This window comes from Superficieibacter electus (assembly GCF_002915575.1).
In the GTDB taxonomy this organism is placed as follows: domain Bacteria; phylum Pseudomonadota; class Gammaproteobacteria; order Enterobacterales; family Enterobacteriaceae; genus Superficieibacter; species Superficieibacter electus.
In genome coordinates this window covers 14,190-33,046 of record NZ_PQGD01000032.1, presented here as the reverse complement: position 1 = coordinate 33,046, position 18,857 = coordinate 14,190, and the positions used below count along the sequence as shown (strand labels likewise).

The following is an 18,857-nucleotide window of genomic DNA, read 5'->3' as shown; positions in this document are numbered from 1 at the left end:
GCCCCGCCCCCATACCCACCGCCGCCACTCCCCGGGCCGGGGCTATTTCCAACTAAACAACTGCCCCCCCCCCGCCGCTGACAAAACCCCCCCCCCCCCCCCCCCCCCCCCCCGGGGCGGAGGCAACAACGCGCGCCCAGCAGGATCAGAAGGTCGCGGCTGATGCTGCAAATGGATTGCTTAACGAGCAACTGACGCGCGAGGCGGCAATTACTGAAACCAACCTGATTATTCAGAACAAAACGGACTCGCTGGCGCAGTCGATCGCGCAGGTGGCGGCGGGTAGCGGCACGCAGTTCGATTCCCTGAAAATCTGGCACTTCAACTCAGCAAGCGTGGAGGGGTGGACCGGCAACGGCACGCCGACGGTGGTCGATAACTGCCTGCGCCCGGCGAGCCAAGCCAGTAACCCTTATGTCGTCTCTCCGGCATCGCTGGCAGTGGATGCAGCGTCTTATCGCTTCGTTAAGCTGCGTATCAGAAAGGTGGGCAAACCAGCCTGGCGGGGCCAGTTGCGCTGGCGCGATACGGCGGCCTTTAACGACACGAACATGGTGACGCTGGCTGAGCCTGCTTTTGATGCCAGCGGCGTGGCCACAATCGATTTCAGCGATATCAAGTGGAATACCCTGGCGAATGTGGCACAGATCCGCCTGGATATTGGCGCAACACAGACTTCCAGTGATTATTTCCTGATTGACTGGATAGCGGTGGGCCGCCCGGCACCGGGTGCCAGCACCGCGGCACTCGAGGATGAAGCGACAGCGCGTATCGCGGCAGACTCTGCCGAAGCCACGGCACGTAGCACCCTGGCGGCGCAGCTGCGCGGCGGTAACGACGGCACCGATCCGTCGAAACTGACCAGCGGCTTAATTTTTAATGAGCGACAGGTCCGCATCTCTTCGGAGAAGGCCATCGCCGAAGACGTTGAAGCGCTGGAGACGAACTTCAACGACAACAACTCAGCAGTTCAGCAGCGCTTTGACGTCCTTACCGATGCGCAAACGGCACAGGGGCAGACGATCACGAACATCAATGTTGCGCTCAAATACGGCAATATTGACGGTGACAACCTGCTGACGAACGGTTCGTTTGAGGCTGATTTCGAGTACTGGGAAGGCCGGACTAACGCGGATGACCAGTCGATCGTTAACGGCGGTGCATACAGCGGAAGTAAGGTACTCCGGTTTACAGCTAAATCACGTCCTTCGCGTCTGAACCAGAAAAACATTCTTCTGTTAAAGGGACGCACTTATCGGATCTCCGCTGTCGTTAAGTGCTCGTCGGACGCTGTCGCTCTGGCAGGAGATAACACCAAGCTTGCTATCAGGAATAACGCATCAGACGCCCTGATCAGCAGCGTCAGCTTTCTTGCTAACGGAGAGACGCCACCGACGGTCTGGACTGAAAAAAGCTTTGATTACAAACTCGGCGGTACTTCTGACATCGTTGTGCAACTCGCCATCACTGGCGCTCTGTCTGCCGGGACGATGGACGTTGACCTTGTCCGTGTGATGGACATTACTGACGCCAAAGCCATTGAGACCAAAGCCGACGCTGGCGCTCTTACCACGCTGGACGGAAAAGTGAAGGCTATCGGCGATACAGTGGATGCACAGGGCACCGCGCTGACGCAGGTTCAGGCCAGCATCGGCCGCCGTACTGTCTACCGTGCCGTATCGGTCGGTAGCGGTGGTACTGGTGGTATCGGGGCCGCGGGTATTTTTAAGGAAGATGGCACTAAGCTGGCGACACCGGCGCGGTCATACATGCTGTCAGTCTTCAGAACCAATACTGATGGCTCTACAACTTTTACATCTACTAACTTTGATGTTTACTCCGGATCGGCAGCGGCATCATCTTTTAATGATGCTGTAGCAGCATTACCCAATGGGACGTATGTAGCCGTCACAACATGGGACGAGCCTAACGGGTACAAATCTCTAATCTTTGATGCTATTGAAAGCCTGGGGGGTAGTCGTGAAGCCATGGGAACAATGGCAGTCCGAAGCGCGTATATCCTTCTTGGATGCAAAGGAATTGGCAAGGGTAATGGGCAAGAGCTGGTAAGTCCCTCCGCCAATGGACCTGATGCTCGTGTTTTCGCGGCCATTGAGTTCATCAACGGGACGATGGTTGGTCTGGGCGCTGGCGCATCGGCGATTGCTAACGCTAATGCCTCCGCCACGACCGCGCTTGACGCTAAGGTGACACAGCAGGGTAAAGATATCAGCACCCAGGCTGACGCCATCACTCAGCTGAAAACCGATGTGGGTGGGAAGGCCAGTCAGCAGGCGTTAAATCAGCTGACCCAGCGTGTAACCGATACGGAAGGCGACATTGACAGCCAGCAAAAAGCTATCAATGGTCTGACAACCAATCTCGGCAAGAAAGCGGATTCATCCGTCGTAACTGAGCTGTCGAACACTGTTCAGGGGCATGGTGATCGTATTGACAGCATCTCGCTCAAGACGACCCGCGTTGACCTGACTGGCCTCGACCAGAATACTTATTACGCCGTGACAATGACGCTCCCATCAGGCGATGGCGTTATCAAATCACCGTCGCGCATTCGCGTTGTTCGTCCTCTGTTGAAAAGCTACGGTATCAAGCAGGCTGACGGGAGTTATAAAAATCCAGACTGGGCCACTCACGCCAACGGATTTTCGGCGTCAATGGAATGGACGGCCATAGGCAGCGGCTATGGTGCTAACGATATTGAGCGCAATGTTTACGAATATCAGTTTAAACCAAACTGGATAACGGGCGGCGTTGCGCCAGTTGTTAACGTGGGGCAGATGGCTAACTCTTCAAACGAGTACATTTATCTGCGCGGAGGCTCTCAGTATGATGTTTCGACGCCATACAACGTAACGCCAGTTTTGCGCACGGATTCATTTACCGAGAGAAGCCAGACAATCAACCCCATAGCTGTTGGCTCAGCGTCTGTCATTGTGCCTTCCACCATCCGCCAGGATACGGTCTTAAACGCCACGGCAACGACGGCGCTTAAGTCAACCCTGAAAGACGCAGCTGCTGACACGGAAAACATGATCGCCAACGGCAGCGGCGAAAGCGGCCTTGAGTTCTGGGAAGGTTCACCGCAGCCCGCGGTAGTCACGACGTCCCCTTATCTGGGCACGAAGTGCTTCGAGTACTCCGGCACGGCCAATATGCTGATGTTCCAGCGTGGCCTGACGATGCTCAAGGACCGGATCTACCGCGTATCAATGATGGCTAAGTTTTCGTCCGATGCGAGCGTGGATGCAACGACCGGGTGGGGTAATACCAAAGCCTCGATTCGCCAGAGCGAGTCAAACGCCTTTATCGCAGAAGTTAACTTTAAAGGCTCTGGCTCATCGCTGACGACGGCATGGACGGAATTCTCTTTCGAGTACAAGCCGACCGCCGATTTACTGGTACGCCTGGCTATTTCCTCACTGCTGAAAGCCGGGAAGTTGTGGATCGATTACATTCGCGTGGAGGATGTGACCGACGCTAAAGCCAATGCGACGACGGCGGATGCGGTTACCCAACTTGAGACGTCAGTTAAACAGCAGGGCGACACGCTGACGGCGCAGGCTAAAAGTATCCAGGGGCTGAATACCAGTTTGGGTAACAAGGCTGAAGCGAAGGCGCTGGAGCAGACAAATACCACGGTGACGCAGCAGGGCAAGGATATTACCGCCAATACTAAATCTGTAAGTGAGCTGAAGACGCGTGTGGAGGGCGCGGAATCGGGTCTGGCTCAGACATTCGAATCCATCGCCCAGGCCGGGCTGGCGCAGTTCAGAGGATTTTACGAGCAGCGCGCTGAAATTGTCAGTAATGACACGAAAATCACCGCCTCAATAAACGAAGTGAATGTGACTATCGCGAATGAAGCGGGTGCGGTGGCGCAGCAGATGAACACCCTGCAGGCCAGCGTCGGCGATAATGCCGCTGCAATCCAGGTGACGTCCTCCGCGCTGGCGGATGTGTCCGGCAAGCTGTCGGCTCAGTGGGGCGTTAAGGTTCAGGTGGATGCTCAGGGGCGCTCATACATTGCAGGGATTCAGTTGGGTGTTGACGGCAATGGAGCTTCTCAGTTTTTGATTGATGCTGACACGTTCGGGATTTACAACCCGAATGCAGCTGGCGGCCGTGTGCTGGCGTTCGCGGTGAGTGGTGCGACCGCTTATCTTCGGGCGGCGATGATTCAGGATTTAAGCATCGATTTCGGCAAAATCAGTGACACGCTGCGCTCCACAAGCTTCGTGCCGGGACAGCAGGGGTGGAACCTGCCAAAGAACGGCAATGCTGAACTGAACAACGTCACCATTCGCGGTACGGTTTATGCGAATGCCGGCGAGATGAATAATATCCTCATCAAAGAGACCTGCACCGTTCAGGGCCGTATTGAAGCCAATGATGGCTGGTTTAAGGGGACCGTTTATGCGGAGAAGCTGGAAGGGGATGTCGTTAAGTCGTTCACTATAGGCATAAACGGAACCGCTAAAATCGAAGCCGCACCTTATCCGCGCAGGATCGTTGCGATAAGCGCACCCATGATGGCGGCCACCGCCACCAGGATTGAAAACAGTACGGTTACTTACCTGTATGGTCAGGCGCATATGACCCTGCAACTTTTTGCGGGTGACGGAGGGACCGCCAATATTTTTGATAAGCATATATCCGCCAGCAACTCAAATCAGACCGTTTTTGATGTTGCTGAAGGAACCTGGCTACTCAATCCAGGTGTTTACTATGAAGTGACCTATCGTGCCAGCGGTGGTGTGGGACCGTCTGGGTTCCCTCAGAATTACACCTTTCTGGTAGTGAAAAACTAAGTAATTAAATTCATTAAACGGGAGGCTTTTGCCTCCCTTTTTTTGAGGAATAAAAATGGCAACTATTTCCGATGAACTGGCAGCAGGGCTGACAAAAATTCTTCAGCTTGCCCAGCTCGACATTCAGAATCAGGACAAAATGTTTAATGGCAGCGGCGACGTGACATTGACCCGCGCTGACGGTTCCACGTTTTTGGCGGCAACGTGGGCCAAAATGATGGCCGCAACTGTCGGGACCATTAAGCAAAATGGTAATCTTGGGACCCGGCTGCTTAACGAAGTTGACGGCAGGAACGAAGGGTTCTGGATTCAGCCTGCTTCAGCCAATGCGACCGCGGCGCGAAATTACCCTGAATACGTCGCAGGTAACCTTCTGGTTATGCAGAACGCTGCAAACGGCCTCGCTGGATGCACTCAGCTATATTTCCCCTTTAACAACCAAAATGTATGGGTCAGGACTGGCAACGCAAACGCCAGCGGGATCGCATCATGGACCGCCTGGCAAAAACTGGCTTATACAAATGACCCGGAGTTTACCGGAAAAGTTGTAATGCCCAGCGCGGTGCATCTAAGAAAAGATAAGGTGATCCTGAAAGCCGGTGATGATAATACTTTTATTCTCACCGTTGGCGGTAATGTTGATGTGTGTTCGTGGGGCGGCAATGGTCTGTTCCTGCCTCAAACTTTAGACTGCGTCCGTGGTTTCAAATCGCATATGGGAATTGGTAGTGCTTCAGGGGCTAACAATTACTGCTTTGGCTGGGATGGGTCGCGTATGGTCCTCTACGTTGACAATACGGCTGTAGGGTCTCTGAACACCACGTCAACGTCAGATCGAGGGCTAAAGAAAGACATTGAGTATACACCGCTGGATGACAGACTGGTGGCGCTGGAGGAGGTGATGCGCTGGGCTACGGCGACATTTAAAATGAGGGCCAGAGGTGACGTTATCCCAGAGTCGCCTGAAATGCTGGGCTTTATCGCCAACGATCTGAAAGCCGTCAGCCCGGAGTGTGTTTCGGGTCAGGGGCTGGAGGAGGGCGACGAACCGGACCCGTTAAAAGCCTACACCCTTGAACCGATCGCAATGATGGCAAAAATGACGTTAGCGATGCAGGCAATGGAAGACCAGATCACCGATTTGCAAAACATAGTTAACGATTTGAAAGCTCAGGTTGTTTCCCGATAATTTCCCTACCTCAACCCGGTTATATAATGAGACATAAACAGTACAAAAACAGAAGCTCAACGTAGCCCTGCGTAAGCAGGGCTTATTTCGGCAAAGAGCTAAAACGGACATTAATCCATTCAATTAATCTGTTCCAGCATTTGTCATTGAGGTCAATACGTTCGAGTAGAACCATTTCCAGCCCCTCCCCTTAAACTCACCTGTCTCATCCACCTACGGCTTATCACCGGAAGAAAAAGACCCGCCGAAGCGGGTCTGGTTATTTGATTTATTTTATCAGGCGGCCATCTTTCTGCATTGTTCAGCACAGTGATGGCAAGCTCTGGAGCACTCCTGGCAATGGTCATGTTTATGCTTTCCACATTCGTCGCCGCATTTCTGACAAATATCAGCGCAAAGACGGCAGAACGACTGGGCTGAATCGCTATTTAATGTCATAAATTGAGCTGCAAGACGGCAGATATTCGCACACTGCATATCCAGTTTTATGCACTCGCGCATCATTTCCAGGTTCTCTTCTTCGAGACACGAAGCCGCACAGTTATCACATGCAGTTGCGCATAGATAACAGGATTCGATACATTTTTTGTATTCATCTAACATAATTTCTCCTCAGCCAAGGTTACATATTAAGTATGGAAGAGATATCTGATTATTCAATTTTGGAATTTGTTAATAACTTTTTCGATATTTCACATCATTGATTTTAAATACAAATTTAGGGTTCCTTAATGCACCCATGCCCACTCCTGGCACATTAGGGTATTTTCACACTGATTTATATCCCAGAAGTAGAGGGGCTAATCGTCTTTGATGTAACCCTCCTGAGCAGCCTGAGAGAGGCTGGAGGCTTTGGCTGGCACGCTGAACAAACAGGGGCGCGGGACACTTTATTTTGCCGGGCAGGGCATCCAGCAGGCGTGGAAGATGAAGCGGGAAATGCTGTCGTCATGCTATACAACTCACATAAGCGATTTACCCTTTTTCAGTGCTGTTTAAAAGTTACCCTTTGTTACAAATAGAAACGCCCCGGAAGGTGATTCAGGGGCGTTTTTCTAAATGCACGTGCATTTCACGTGCATATTTTTGTCTTTTCTCGGTCTGCTTACTGTCTGGTCAATGTCCGTAAGTGCCTGTTTTTATAGTCACTGTCAGGGTGCAGTCCTATCAAAAGTGGTGGAGCTGGCGGGAGTTGAACCCGCGTCCGAAATTTCTACATCCTCGGTACTACATGCTTAGTCAGTCTTTACATTCGCCTGGCACCTGCGGACAGACACGCCACTACCAGACTAGCCTGATTAGTTTTAACGCTTCAACCCCAGGCAAGGCATCCACGCGATCTCTTTTGGGTTTGACCTCTCTTTGATCCCCGTCTTAAGAGCGGAAGCTAGGGAGAGAGGGCTCTTAGCAGGTTATTAAGCTGCTAAAGCGTAGTTTTCGTCGTTTGCGACTATTTTTTTGCGGCTTTTTACGAGGCAAACCGCCCCTCGGCATGCACCTTGGGTTTCGCAAATCCCGTCGAATCCAGAATCAGCCCCAATGTGTTACGTTGAGTATAACAGATTTGTGACGTTTCGCGCCAGTCTCTGTCACGTGGTTTTCTGGCTTTTATTTTTGCTTACTATATGAACAAAATTAGGCGGTTAGCGAGGGGCATAGGTGCATGAAACGGGGAAGGGAATGTAGCCCGGCCGAAGGTGCTTACGGCCGGGTGAGACGGTTAACGTCCGGCATGCTTCATGATGCGGGCTTTATCAACCTGCCACTCACGTTCTTTGATGTCTGAACGCTTGTCATGCTGTTTCTTACCTTTCGCCACGCCAATTTTGACTTTGCACCAGGCATTTTTCCAGTACAGCGAGAGCGCCACGACAGTCTGACCTTCACGGTTGACCCGACCGTATAACGTTTCCAGTTCGCGCTGGTTAAGCAACAGCTTACGGGTGCGGGTGGGATCGCAAACAACGTGTGACGAGGCGACCGTCAGCGGGGTAAAGTTGGCACCAAACAGGTGCGCTTCACCATCAATCAAAATGACATAGCTATCGCTGATGTTAGCCTTACCGGCACGCAGGGATTTGACTTCCCAGCCTTGCAGTACCAGGCCCGCTTCAAATTCATCTTCGATAAAGTATTCGTGACGGGCGCGTTTATTCAGCGCAATGGTGGCTGATCCAGGTTTGTGGGATTTTTTCTTGGTCATAGTATCCTGAACATCGCTAATCTGATCTCAATCGGCCTCAACCATCCTGCGAGGCGTAATGAGGTATCTTAGCACGAGTTGCGGCAGAGCGTTTTTTTTAACGTATGATAAATGTTATTATTTCCGACGTGTATGTTCCTGGGAATCGTTATGCCACAGATTAATCGTACTGCTCTGGTCCCGTACAGTGCGGAGCAGATGTACAACTTAGTGAATGATGTGGACTCTTATCCGGAGTTTATTCCGGGGTGTACCGGCAGCCGGGTGCTTGAGTCCGGACCCACGCAAATGACGGCGGCGGTCGATGTGTCGAAAGCGGGGATCAGCAAAACGTTTACCACGCGCAATACGCTTAACAGTAATCAAAGTATTTTGATGCATCTGGTGGATGGGCCATTCAAAAAGCTCATCGGCGGCTGGAAGTTTACGCCGCTGGGTCAGGATGCCTGCAAGATAGAGTTTCAGCTTGATTTTGAATTCACCAATATGCTGATTGAAATGGCGTTTGGGCGGATTTTCAAAGAGCTGGCGGCCAGCATGGTGCAGGCTTTTACGACGCGAGCAAAAGAGGTTTATAGTGCCGGGTAAGATTGCCGTTGAGGTCGCCTATGGTTTTCCCGAGAAGCAATATTTGCTGAAGGTGATGCTGGAGGAGGGGGCGACAGTTGAAGAGGCGATACGCGCTTCCGGCCTGCTGGCCCTGCGAACGGAAATTGATCTTAGCCAGAATAAGGTGGGGATATATAGCCGTCCGGTAAAATTACAGGATGCTGTGCAGGATGGCGATCGCGTTGAGGTCTATCGCCCATTAATTGCCGATCCTAAAGAGCTACGCCGTCAGCGGGCTGAGAAATCTGCGACAAATAAATAGCGTTACGCTGGCGCGAGCTGTTTTAGCAGCACATTGAGTCGGGTGCCTGCATTTTTGTACGGCGATACCGTATTAAACTGGATCATCCGTCCACGCGTCCATTTGCCGTACCAGGGGCACTGGTAAAGTTCACTGTCGCTGTAACGCTGGACCAGTGACAGTAGCTGACGATGGTTTTCGTCAAGCCTGGCGCACAGTTCTGACCATGAGGTGATAGCGGCATATTTCGCATAATATGCCTGCGCCAGCTTTCCCAGTTCGTTCCATTTGTACCCGGCTGCCGGAAATATAATCTCTTCTCCAGCCTCTTCCTGCTGATGCCAGGTTAACACTTGCTCTCCCCAGCCCAGTAAATAGCTGACCAGGTTGGCGGCGCTCATCCGGGTGCCGCTGGCATGACCATCAAGGGTCTCAATAAAAGCATGCTCAGCGGGAATACGCGCCAGCTTTTTACGCAGTAACTGCCACGATTTTTCCATTTCCAGCAGCAGAGCTGCTTTACTTTCAGGCACGGCCATCGTTCAGCCTCCGGATATAAAAAAGGTGCCGGGAGGCACCTTTTACGTTTATTGCTCGCCTGTCAGCGCAGGTTTGTTGTCGATATTGGTCAACGTGCCACCGCTGTTAAAGGTCAGAGTCAGCGTCTGCTGGGTGACATCTTCATGCCCCGGCTGCTGGCGGAATACGTAGAACCAGGTATTGGTGCCAAACGGATCGGACATCATTGGTGTACCCAGTGCATAAGCAACCTGCTGTTGCGTCATACCGACACGAATTTTTGATACATCGTTAGGTGCCAGATAGTTACCCTGGTTGATGTCAGGGCGGTAAACCACTCGCTCCAGAGTGGAACAGCCTGCGGTCAACATCAGAAGAACCGCTGCGGCAGCAGTCAGCGTTTTACAGCGCATAGTGATTTGATTCCTTTTCGGGCCCGAGCAGTACGCGGCTCATATGTAATATGCCGATGATAATAGACCTTTAATCACTTTAAAACCTTTGATACCTGGTCACACGGCGATTTTATCGTGAACTCAGACTTTCAGATATCAAAAAAGTTTACGCTGCCAGCAGTTCTTTCGCATTTGCCAGCGTGTTGCGAGTAACTTCGCTCCCTCCCAGCAGGCGCGCCAGCTCCTGAAGACGGGCGCGTTTATCCAGCGGCTGCATATGGGTTTCAGTCATTTCGCCGTCGGTCTCTTTACTGACCACAAAATGATGATGACCACAGCCAGCCACCTGCGGCAGGTGGGTAACGCACATCACCTGCGTGGATTCACCCAGCTGGCGCAAAAGCTTACCGACTACGGCAGCAGTAGGGCCGCTGATACCGACGTCGACTTCATCGAAGATGAGCGCCGGGGTTTCCATTTTACGCGCGGTAATGACCTGAATGGCCAGCGCGATACGTGACAATTCGCCACCAGAGGCTACTTTCGCAATAGATTGCAGCGGCTGACCGGGGTTGGTGGTCACCCGAAATTCAATACGATCCGCACCGTCAGCCGTGAGATGATGCTCGTCGAAGCTGACATCGATAGTAAACTGCCCGTGCGGCATTGAAAGCGTGTGCATGCTGTCGGTAATCAGGGTTGCCAGTTCCTGCGCGCTGACCACCCGACGCTGGTGAAGCTGTCGGGCCGTTTCCAGCGCCAGAGCATGATGCTTACTGACCGCCAGCGTCAGCGTCTCCAGCGAGTCTGCCTGATCGTCAAGCTGCTGCTGTTCATCAAGCAATGACTGATGAAAGGCCGGCAACTCTTCCGGGCTGACGTGGTGTTTACGCGCGAGAGCGATTTGGCGGGAAATGCGTTGTTCCAGCTCAAACAGACGATTCGGGTCCAGGTCCAGCCGGTCGCTATAGTGACGCAGCTCTTCACTGGCTTCACTGATTTGGATAGTGGCTTCTTCCAGCATATCCAGCACGCCGGAGAGCTTGCTGTCCATGGAGATAAGTTCGCTAACCAGTTGCTTTGCCGCATAAAGCTGGCTTTGCAGGTTAACGTCTTCGCCATCGGCAAGTAAATTCAGCGCCTGCTGGCTGGTGCTGAGCAGTTGACCGCTGTTGGCAAGACGTTTGTATTCTTCGTCGATTTGCTCAAACTCACCGGCCTGCGGATGAAATTCATTCAGTTCTTTAAGCTGATACTCAAGCAGCTCGGCGCGCGCGGCGCGTTCCTGACTTTGCTGCTGATGCTGCGCCAGGTCGCGGCAGCTTTGATGCCATAAACGATAGTGCTCGTTCATGCACTGGGTAAGCGCGACTTCACCCGCGTAGCCATCCAGCAGGTTTTTTTGGTGATCGGGTTTGATCAGAAGCTGGTGAGCATGTTGCCCGTGGATTTGAATCAGTAGCTGACCCAGCTCACGCAACTGTGACAGGGGAACGGCGGTACCGTTAATAAAACCACGGGAGCGCCCGTCGCTGCTGATCGCGCGGCGTAACAGGCACTCGCGGCCATCTTCAAGCTGGTTCGCTTCAAGCCAGCGCAATGCCGCCGGGGTATCTTTCAGGGAGAAGCGGGCGCAGAGGTCAGCCCGGCTGGCACCCGCGCGAACCATGTCGCCTTCAGCGCGGCCACCGAGACACAACCCTAACGCATCGATTGCAATAGATTTACCCGCGCCGGTCTCACCGGTAATAGCGGTCATCCCGCTGTGAAAATCGATTTCAAGCTCACGAACGATGGCAAAATTGCTGATGGTAAGTTGTGCCAACATAGCTGCCTTCCTGTATGAAAAACCATAACTGTGTTTACGTACAGTATAAACTGGTTTTTTATCCAGTAAAGATCCGCAGCATTAAATCAGAACAATTTTTTTGACCAGCCTAACTTCGTGCTTAGCGTGTTGAAATAATTGTAATCTTTGGGATGAATCAGATTCAGATGGTAATCACTGCGGCGGATGAGCACATCCTCATCTTCCTGAATCGGCAGCGCAATCTGGCTGTCGCAGCTGATTTCGAGGTCGCTGCCGTGCTGTGAAAATCGCAGGCGAATGGTGCTACTGCTGTTGATCACCAGCGGGCGCGCAGAGAGCGTATGAGGAAACATCGGTACCAGGGTTATTGCGTCCAGAGAGGGCGTTAAAATGGGACCGCCAGCGGACAGCGAATAGGCGGTGGAGCCGGTGGGCGTAGAGATAATCAGGCCGTCTGAGCGCTGCGAAAAAGCAAACACCTCGTCAATATACACCTCGAATTCAATCATATGGGCGACTTTACCGGGGTGTAATACCACTTCGTTAATCGCCGTACTGATTCGTTTCTGGCAGGCTTTCTGGCACACCTGCGCTTCTAGCAGAAAACGTTTTTCAGTGATGTAATCGCCTTCCAGCACATCGGCCAGTTGCTGATGGGCATTATCCGGATCGAGATCGGTCAGAAAACCCAGGTTGCCACGGTTGATGCCAATGACTTTGATGTCATAACGGGCCAGCGTACGCGCCGCGCCCAGCATATTACCATCACCGCCGACCACCACTGCCAGGTCCGCTTGCTGACCAATTTCCGCCAGCGTTCCCGTACGCACTTCGCGTAATTTAAGCTCACGGGCAATTTGCTGCTCAATAATGACATCGTAGCCTCTGGAGGAGAGCCAGCGATACAGCATTTCATGTGTGGTGAGCGCGGTAGGGTGACGCGGATGTCCGACAATACCAATGCACTTGAAATGAGCATTCATTTTCTGGTGGTCCTTGTGCCAATGATTGATGACAATGTGAGTGCTTCCCTTGAAACCGGGAAACCGATCCCCATAATAAGCGAAGTTAGCGAGATGAATGCGAAAAAAACGCGGAGAAATTCATGAGTAGTAAAGAACAGAAAACGCCTGAGGGGCAAGCCCCGGAAGAAATTATCATGGATCAGCACGAAGAGGTTGAGGCAGTTGAACCAGAGGCTTCTGCTGAGCAGGTGGATCCGCGCGATGAAAAAATTGCGAGTCTTGAAGCGCAGTTAGCTGACGCTCAGACCCGCGAGCGCGAGAGCCTGCTACGCAGCAAGGCCGAAATGGAAAACCTGCGTCGTCGTACTGAACTGGACATTGAAAAGGCGCACAAGTTTGCGCTGGAAAAATTTGTCAACGAACTGCTGCCGGTCGTCGACAGCCTGGATCGCGCGCTGGAAGTGGCAGATAAAGCGAACCCGGATCTGGCACCGATGGTGGAAGGGATTGAGCTGACGCTGAAATCAATGCTGGACGTGGTGCGTAAGTTCGGTGTGGAAGTTATTGCTGATACTAACGTTCCGCTCGATCCGAACGTGCATCAGGCGATTGCGATGGTCGAATCTGAAGATGTCGCCGCGGGTAACGTGCTGATGGTGATGCAAAAAGGCTATACGCTGAACGGGCGTACTATTCGTGCAGCGATGGTGACGGTCGCGAAAGCGAAGTAAGTTGTGTGAACAGGCCGCTTTCGGGCGGCCTGTATGTTTTCTAGCTTAGAAAATCCTGCACTTCGAGCCAGTCGGTATTGAAGTCCGCTATTTGTTTGTAATCATCCATAGATAAAACAAACACATTGTACGCATCAGTGCCTTCATTAAGGTTAGCTATCTGGAAGCCGCGTTCATTCAGTTGGTGTTGGATTCGTTCAAAAATTTCGTCGACGTAACGGTCGCCATCTTCGCAGGCTTCTTCGATTTCATCCTCTTGCGTGATCTCCAGCAACAATGCTTTCAGTTTTTCTGCTGCTGGCAAATCGTTGGTCAAATGAGAATAGCGTTCCGCTGCAAAAGTAGCCAGTTGACCTTCTTCATCTTCACCTTTCCAGTCAACGATCTCAATGAGGTTTTCCCCTCTCAGAATAAGCATAAGGGCTTGCGCAAGTTCATTATTCCCTAAATCGCCACCGCTGCAATCAAGAACATCGACAATTCCATAGTCATCGTCTTCATCATCTTCAAAACTGGCAGGATCGCTGGCGAGGCGGGAAACAATATCAGGCCACAAGTCGGGCGTTTCCTTTAAAAAAATGCTGGCCAGCGTGTTTAAATCCTCAGCAAATTCCTGATCCCATTCAATAACATAATCACCGGACATAATATGGTTTTCCTTTCCATTGACAGGCTTTTATCATGTCACTGTGCCGAAGAGAAGTGGAATGAATAAATTCCTAATTACGTAATTAAAGTGGCGAACCAGCGTCCGCCATTTTTAAAATGAAGGTTATTCAACGATGCCTTCCCGCAGCGGTTTCACCGGGATCACCCGCACCTGCTTAATCATATTGTCCTGCACGTCCAGAATATCAATGTCGTACTGACCAATCCGCACCCGCGTGTCAGCCGCCGGGATCTCCTCCAGCACCTCAAGCAGCATGCCGTTAACCGTTCGCGCATCGTCTTCTGGTAGACGCCAGTTGAAAGCCTTGTTGAGTTCACGCACACTGGCGCTGCCGTCAATGATCACCGAGCCGTCGTTTTGCGGGGTAACTTCTTCTGCCAGCGTTGGCGACATTGAGGTGGTGAAATCGCCGACGATCTCTTCAAGAATATCTTCGACCGTGACCAGTCCCTGAATATCGCCGTATTCGTCCACTACCAGGCCCACTTTCTTTTTGTTGCGCTGGAATTTGATCAGTTGCGTACTGAGCGGGGTGCCTTCTGGCACGTAGTAAATCTCATCTGCCGCGCGCAGCATAACTTCCTTGGTAAACTCTTTTTTCTCCTGCATTAACCGCCAGGCTTCGCGGACGCGCAGCATGCTGATGGTGTCGTCCAGCGAGTCGCGATAGAGCACGATGCGCCCGTGAGGAGAGTGAGTGAGCTGACGGACGATAGATTTCCAGTCATCGTTAATGTCGATGCCAACGATCTCATTACGCGGGACCATGATGTCATCCACGCTGATTTTTTCCAGATCCAGAATCGACAGCAGCATGTCCTGATTTCGCCGTGAGATCTGCGAGCGCGATTCGTTGACCAGCGTGCGGAGTTCGTCTTTGCTCAGCGAGCCGCTGACCACCACGTCCGTTTTAATGCCCATCATACGCATGAGTACTCGGGTGATGGTATTGAGAAGCCAGACCAGCGGCATCATCAGGATTTGCAACGGGGCCAGCAGAACGCTGCTGGGATAAGCCACTTTTTCCGGGTACAGCGCGGCGATGGTTTTCGGCAGTACTTCGGCAAAGACCAGCACTACGAACGTCAGGATACCGGTGGCGATCGCCACGCCTGCATCACCATAGAGGCGCATTCCGACGATGGTACCCAACGCGGAGGCGAGGATATTGACCAGGTTATTCCCAATTAATACCAGGCTTATCAGCCGGTCTGGTTTGCGTAACAGCGCTTCGACGCGTTTCGCCGCGCGGTTGCCTTTTTTCGCCAGATGCCGCAGGCGATAGCGGTTCAGCGTCATCATCCCGGTTTCAGAACCGGAGAAATAGGCGGAGATAACCACCATCACGATCAGGGTGACGATCAGCGTGGTGGTAGAGATGTGTTCCAGGGGGGACTCCTTAGCTTACGAACTGCTGCACGACGCGGCTGCCAAAATACGCCAGCGTCAGGATGCATGCGCCTGCTACGTTGAACCAGACCACGCGGCGGCCGCGCCAGCCTTTATGATAGTGTCCCCACAGCAGAACGACATAAACAAACCACGCCACAATAGACAGCACGGCTTTGTCGATGTTCTCCATGCTGAAAAGATTATGCATATAGAACAAACCGGTGCACAGCGTCAGGGTGAGCAGCACGACGCCAATCTGGGTGATGTGAAACATTTTGCGCTCAATACTCATTAGCGGCGGCATTTCACTGTTGAATACCAGCTTTTTATTTTTGAGCTGATAGTCAATCCATGCCAGTTGCAGCGCGTAGAGCGCGGCAATAATTAGCGTTGCGTAGGAGAATAATGACATGCCAATGTGCACCATCATCCCCGGCGTCGTCTCCAGATGGGTGATGTATTCGTTAGGGACGAAGGTCGCGAAGGCGAGATTAATAAAGGCAAAGGTATAAACCACGGGCAAAAGCAGCCAGCCGCGATTACGTGAGGCGACAATCGTCATCACCGTACAAATCATCAGGCTGACCAGCGAGCCGACATTCAACAGGCTAAGATTCTGCCCGCCGTTGCCGTCAGGAAAAATGCGCGCCTCAAGGGCAAAAGCGTGGCAAACCAGCGCGATAACCGCCGACAGAATGGCCATGCGCCGCCAGCCGCTGTTTTTCTGAAGCAGGCCGGGGATAATCAGCGCCAGGCTGAAAGAGTAGGCAACAAGAGCGAGCAGCGCAAAAACAGGCATAGGAGTATTGACGGTTCACTGGGAAGAAAGAAAGTTAGTATAACGTTACGTGACCTCCGCTCCAACCGTTGCATAACAACAAAGGCGGCTTCATGTTATACTGCGGCAAAATTCTGTAAACGTGTCGCTGTTGCGACCGACCGTTTCCACCTCAGGCGAGAGACAATGTTTGATAATTTAACCGATCGTTTGTCGCGCACGCTGCGCAATATCAGTGGCCGTGGACGCCTTACTGAAGAAAACGTTAAAGAGACGCTGCGTGAAGTGCGTATGGCGCTGCTGGAGGCTGACGTTGCGCTGCCGGTAGTGCGTGATTTTATCAACCGCGTAAAAGAGAAAGCGGTTGGTCATGAAGTCAATAAAAGCCTGACCCCGGGCCAGGAATTCGTCAAAATCGTGCGCAACGAGCTGGTTGCAGCGATGGGCGAAGAGAATCAGGTGCTGAATCTGGCCGCGCAGCCGCCTGCGGTGGTGCTGATGGCGGGCCTGCAAGGGGCCGGTAAAACCACCAGCGTCGGTAAGCTGGGTAAGTTTCTGCGCGAGAAGCACAAGAAGAAAGTGCTGGTCGTCTCTGCCGACGTGTATCGTCCGGCGGCGATCAAACAGCTTGAGACGCTGGCTCAGCAGGTCGGCGTTGATTTCTTTCCGTCAGATGTGGCGCAAAAGCCCGTTGATATCGTTAACGCCGCGCTGAAAGAAGCAAAGCTGAAGTTCTACGACGTGCTGCTGGTGGATACCGCCGGTCGTCTGCACGTTGACGAAGCGATGATGGACGAAATCAAACAGGTGCATGCGTCTATCAATCCGGTAGAAACCCTGTTTGTTGTCGATGCCATGACCGGCCAGGATGCGGCCAATACGGCGAAAGCGTTTAACGAAGCGCTGCCGCTGACCGGCGTGGTGCTGACCAAAGTCGACGGCGACGCCCGTGGCGGTGCCGCGTTATCTATTCGTCACATTACCGGCAAGCCGATTAAATTCCTCGGTGTTGGCGAGAAGACCGAAGCGCTGGAGCCGTTCCATCCGGACAGGATCGCGTCGCGCATTCTCGGTATGGGCGACGTGCTGTCGCTTATCGAAGATATCGAAAGCAAAGTCGATCGCGCGCAGGCGGAGAAGTTAGCCAGCAAGCTGAAGAAAGGTGACGGCTTTGACCTCAACGATTTCCTCGAACAGCTTAAACAGATGAAAAATATGGGCGGTATGGCCAGCCTGATGGGCAAGCTGCCGGGGATGGGGCAAATTCCGGACAACGTGAAATCGCAGATGGACGATAAAGTCCTGGTGCGCATGGAAGCCATCATCAATTCAATGACCATGAAAGAACGCGCGAAGCCGGAAATCATCAAAGGTTCACGTAAGCGCCGCATTGCGCAGGGTTGTGGTATGCAGGTTCAGGACGTTAACCGCATGCTCAAACAGTTCGACGACATGCAGCGCATGATGAAGAAGATGAAGAAAGGCGGAATGGCGAAAATGATGCGCGGGATGAAGGGAATGATGCCACCGGGCTTCCCGGGGCGCTAAAAACAAGGGCATATAGCTTGTTTGGACTATGTAAAGCATATGCTGATTGCAATTTCCCCAGAAATCAGTAAAATTTTCGGGCTTTTAATATGACACCGGGTCCCTTCCCTCGATGGGACCCGGTGTTTTATTCACACAAGAGGATGTTATGGTAACTATTCGTTTAGCTCGTCACGGCGCTAAAAAGCGTCCGTTTTACCAGGTTGTTGTCACCGACAGCCGTAATGCACGCAACGGTCGCTTCATCGAGCGCGTTGGCTTCTTCAACCCGATCGCCAGCGAAAAAGAAGAAGGCACTCGCCTGGATCTGGATCGCATCGCTCACTGGGTTGGCCAGGGCGCGACCCTTTCCGATCGCGTTGCCGCGCTGATCAAAGAAGCAAAAAAAGCAGCTTAATCTGTCACGGTGGTCATGATGAGCAAGCAACTCGCCGCACAGGTTCCCGTTGAACCGGTTGTACTGGGAAAAATGGGTTCTCCCTACGGAATTCGTGGTTGGCTCAGAGTGTTTTCTTCCACCGAAGACGCCGAAAGCATTTTTGACTATCAGCCCTGGTTTATCCAGAAGGCGGGTCAGTGGCAGCCAGTACAGCTGGAAAGCTGGAAGCACCACAATCAGGATTTGATCATCAAGCTGAAAGGCGTTGACGATCGCGATGCCGCGAATTTACTGACTAATTTTGAAATTGTCGTTGATTCAACGCAGTTGCCGCAGCTGGAAGAGGGTGACTATTACTGGAAAGACCTTATGGGCTGCCAGGTAGTGACCACTGAAGGCTACGATCTCGGTAAAGTCACTGACATGATGGAAACCGGATCGAATGACGTTCTCGTCATTAAGGCAAACCTGAAAGATGCGTTTGGTATCAAGGAACGCCTCGTGCCGTTCCTCGATGGGCAGGTTATCAAGAAAGTCGATCTCGCTACTCGTACTATCGAAGTAGATTGGGATCCTGGTTTTTAAACCACCGGATAAAC

The 18,857-nt window shown here is 52.3% G+C and carries 17 protein-coding genes, 1 other RNA gene and 1 pseudogene; 9 read left to right on the top strand and 10 right to left on the bottom strand.

Going from position 1 to position 18,857, the window contains the following annotated elements:
- Positions 1-176: 176 nt before the first annotated feature.
- Positions 177-4,829 (top strand): phage tail tip fiber protein, encoded by a 4,653-nt coding sequence (locus CHU32_RS25515; protein WP_103750947.1) that lies wholly within the window; start codon positions 177-179, stop codon positions 4,827-4,829.
- A gap of 550 nt (positions 4,830-5,379) precedes the next feature.
- Positions 5,380-6,018, top strand: a complete 639-nt coding sequence (locus tag CHU32_RS29000) for a tail fiber domain-containing protein (RefSeq protein WP_425444912.1) — start codon at positions 5,380-5,382, stop codon at positions 6,016-6,018.
- Positions 6,019-6,294: 276 nt separating this feature from the next.
- On the opposite strand, the gene CHU32_RS25505 is transcribed toward CHU32_RS29000, so the two are convergent.
- Positions 6,295-6,621, bottom strand: coding sequence for a four-helix bundle copper-binding protein (locus tag CHU32_RS25505; protein ID WP_103678151.1), 327 nt, complete (start codon positions 6,619-6,621; stop codon positions 6,295-6,297).
- A gap of 234 nt (positions 6,622-6,855) precedes the next feature.
- On the opposite strand from CHU32_RS25505, the pseudogene CHU32_RS25500 reads away from it, so the two are divergent.
- Positions 6,856-7,017: pseudogene (locus tag CHU32_RS25500) on the top strand (DUF4113 domain-containing protein); the annotation flags it as partial.
- A gap of 175 nt (positions 7,018-7,192) precedes the next feature.
- Here CHU32_RS25500 and ssrA read toward each other — a convergent pair.
- Together ssrA and smpB are read right to left on the bottom strand one after the other, a co-directional pair.
- Positions 7,193-7,556, bottom strand: a transfer-messenger RNA (tmRNA) gene (gene ssrA, locus CHU32_RS25495).
- A 182-nt stretch (positions 7,557-7,738) separates the two neighbouring features.
- The gene (smpB, locus tag CHU32_RS25490) at positions 7,739-8,221 is read right to left on the bottom strand and encodes an SsrA-binding protein SmpB (protein ID WP_103678149.1); all 483 of its coding nucleotides are present in this window, start codon (positions 8,219-8,221) and stop codon (positions 7,739-7,741) included.
- A 150-nt stretch (positions 8,222-8,371) separates the two neighbouring features.
- Here smpB and CHU32_RS25485 point away from each other — a divergent pair, with 150 nt between their 5' ends.
- Both CHU32_RS25485 and CHU32_RS25480 read left to right on the top strand, forming a co-directional pair.
- Positions 8,372-8,809 carry a type II toxin-antitoxin system RatA family toxin gene (locus CHU32_RS25485; RefSeq protein WP_218113806.1) on the top strand — a complete coding sequence of 146 codons (438 nt, stop codon included), beginning with the start codon at positions 8,372-8,374 and terminating at the stop codon, positions 8,807-8,809.
- Positions 8,799-9,092 (top strand): RnfH family protein, encoded by a 294-nt coding sequence (locus CHU32_RS25480; protein ID WP_103678147.1) that lies wholly within the window; start codon positions 8,799-8,801, stop codon positions 9,090-9,092. Before CHU32_RS25485 ends, CHU32_RS25480 begins: the two co-directional genes overlap by 11 nt.
- 2 nt (positions 9,093-9,094) lie before the next feature.
- Here the strand turns inward: CHU32_RS25480 and CHU32_RS25475 are convergent, their stop codons facing one another.
- The 4 genes from CHU32_RS25475 to nadK all read right to left on the bottom strand — a co-directional run bounded on the left by CHU32_RS25475 (position 9,095) and on the right by nadK (position 12,778).
- Positions 9,095-9,610 carry a ClbS/DfsB family four-helix bundle protein gene (locus tag CHU32_RS25475; protein WP_103678146.1) on the bottom strand — a complete coding sequence of 172 codons (516 nt, stop codon included), beginning with the start codon at positions 9,608-9,610 and terminating at the stop codon, positions 9,095-9,097.
- Positions 9,611-9,658: 48 nt separating this feature from the next.
- Entirely contained in the window at positions 9,659-10,003 is a 345-nt protein-coding gene (gene bamE, locus CHU32_RS25470; RefSeq protein WP_103678145.1) for an outer membrane protein assembly factor BamE, read from the bottom strand.
- Between the two features lie 148 nt (positions 10,004-10,151).
- Entirely contained in the window at positions 10,152-11,813 is a 1,662-nt protein-coding gene (gene recN / locus CHU32_RS25465; RefSeq protein WP_103678144.1) for a DNA repair protein RecN, read from the bottom strand.
- 86 nt (positions 11,814-11,899) lie between these two features.
- Positions 11,900-12,778, bottom strand: coding sequence for an NAD(+) kinase (nadK, locus tag CHU32_RS25460; RefSeq protein WP_103678143.1), 879 nt, complete (start codon positions 12,776-12,778; stop codon positions 11,900-11,902).
- Positions 12,779-12,900: 122 nt separating this feature from the next.
- Between nadK and grpE the strand changes: the two genes are divergently transcribed.
- Entirely contained in the window at positions 12,901-13,491 is a 591-nt protein-coding gene (gene grpE, locus CHU32_RS25450) for a nucleotide exchange factor GrpE (RefSeq protein WP_103678142.1), read from the top strand.
- Between the two features lie 40 nt (positions 13,492-13,531).
- Here grpE and CHU32_RS25445 read toward each other — a convergent pair whose 3' ends face one another.
- The 3 genes from CHU32_RS25445 to CHU32_RS25435 form a co-directional block, all read right to left on the bottom strand.
- On the bottom strand, positions 13,532-14,137 hold the full coding sequence (locus CHU32_RS25445) for a DUF6630 family protein (protein ID WP_103678141.1): 606 nt from the start codon (positions 14,135-14,137) through the stop codon (positions 13,532-13,534).
- Between the two features lie 126 nt (positions 14,138-14,263).
- A complete protein-coding gene (locus CHU32_RS25440; RefSeq protein ID WP_103678140.1) occupies positions 14,264-15,550 on the bottom strand; it encodes an HlyC/CorC family transporter in 1,287 nt (428 codons plus the stop codon).
- A gap of 10 nt (positions 15,551-15,560) precedes the next feature.
- Positions 15,561-16,352, bottom strand: a complete 792-nt coding sequence (locus CHU32_RS25435) for a cytochrome C assembly family protein (RefSeq protein WP_103678139.1) — start codon at positions 16,350-16,352, stop codon at positions 15,561-15,563.
- A gap of 165 nt (positions 16,353-16,517) precedes the next feature.
- Here CHU32_RS25435 and ffh point away from each other — a divergent pair, with 165 nt between their 5' ends.
- From ffh to rimM, 3 genes are all read left to right on the top strand, one after another.
- The gene (gene ffh, locus CHU32_RS25430; protein WP_103678138.1) at positions 16,518-17,879 is read left to right on the top strand and encodes a signal recognition particle protein; all 1,362 of its coding nucleotides are present in this window, start codon (positions 16,518-16,520) and stop codon (positions 17,877-17,879) included.
- Between the two features lie 148 nt (positions 17,880-18,027).
- Positions 18,028-18,276 (top strand): 30S ribosomal protein S16, encoded by a 249-nt coding sequence (rpsP, locus tag CHU32_RS25425; RefSeq protein ID WP_049842059.1) that lies wholly within the window; start codon positions 18,028-18,030, stop codon positions 18,274-18,276.
- 18 nt (positions 18,277-18,294) lie between these two features.
- Complete coding sequence (gene rimM / locus CHU32_RS25420) at positions 18,295-18,843, top strand: ribosome maturation factor RimM (protein ID WP_103678137.1); 549 nt, start codon at positions 18,295-18,297, stop codon at positions 18,841-18,843.
- Positions 18,844-18,857: the final 14 nt, after the last annotated feature.

Coding starts and splice junctions, on each gene's coding strand:
- CHU32_RS29000 (WP_425444912.1), top strand. CDS start 5,380: ATGCCCAGCGCGGTGCATCTAAGAAAAGATAAGGTGATCCTGAAAGCC.
- CHU32_RS25505 (WP_103678151.1), bottom strand. CDS start 6,621: ATGTTAGATGAATACAAAAAATGTATCGAATCCTGTTATCTATGCGCA.
- smpB (WP_103678149.1), bottom strand. CDS start 8,221: ATGACCAAGAAAAAATCCCACAAACCTGGATCAGCCACCATTGCGCTG.
- CHU32_RS25485 (WP_218113806.1), top strand. CDS start 8,372: ATGCCACAGATTAATCGTACTGCTCTGGTCCCGTACAGTGCGGAGCAG.
- CHU32_RS25475 (WP_103678146.1), bottom strand. CDS start 9,610: ATGGCCGTGCCTGAAAGTAAAGCAGCTCTGCTGCTGGAAATGGAAAAA.
- bamE (WP_103678145.1), bottom strand. CDS start 10,003: ATGCGCTGTAAAACGCTGACTGCTGCCGCAGCGGTTCTTCTGATGTTG.
- recN (WP_103678144.1), bottom strand. CDS start 11,813: ATGTTGGCACAACTTACCATCAGCAATTTTGCCATCGTTCGTGAGCTT.
- nadK (WP_103678143.1), bottom strand. CDS start 12,778: ATGAATGCTCATTTCAAGTGCATTGGTATTGTCGGACATCCGCGTCAC.
- grpE (WP_103678142.1), top strand. CDS start 12,901: ATGAGTAGTAAAGAACAGAAAACGCCTGAGGGGCAAGCCCCGGAAGAA.
- CHU32_RS25445 (WP_103678141.1), bottom strand. CDS start 14,137: ATGTCCGGTGATTATGTTATTGAATGGGATCAGGAATTTGCTGAGGAT.
- CHU32_RS25435 (WP_103678139.1), bottom strand. CDS start 16,352: ATGCCTGTTTTTGCGCTGCTCGCTCTTGTTGCCTACTCTTTCAGCCTG.
- ffh (WP_103678138.1), top strand. CDS start 16,518: ATGTTTGATAATTTAACCGATCGTTTGTCGCGCACGCTGCGCAATATC.
- rpsP (WP_049842059.1), top strand. CDS start 18,028: ATGGTAACTATTCGTTTAGCTCGTCACGGCGCTAAAAAGCGTCCGTTT.
- rimM (WP_103678137.1), top strand. CDS start 18,295: ATGAGCAAGCAACTCGCCGCACAGGTTCCCGTTGAACCGGTTGTACTG.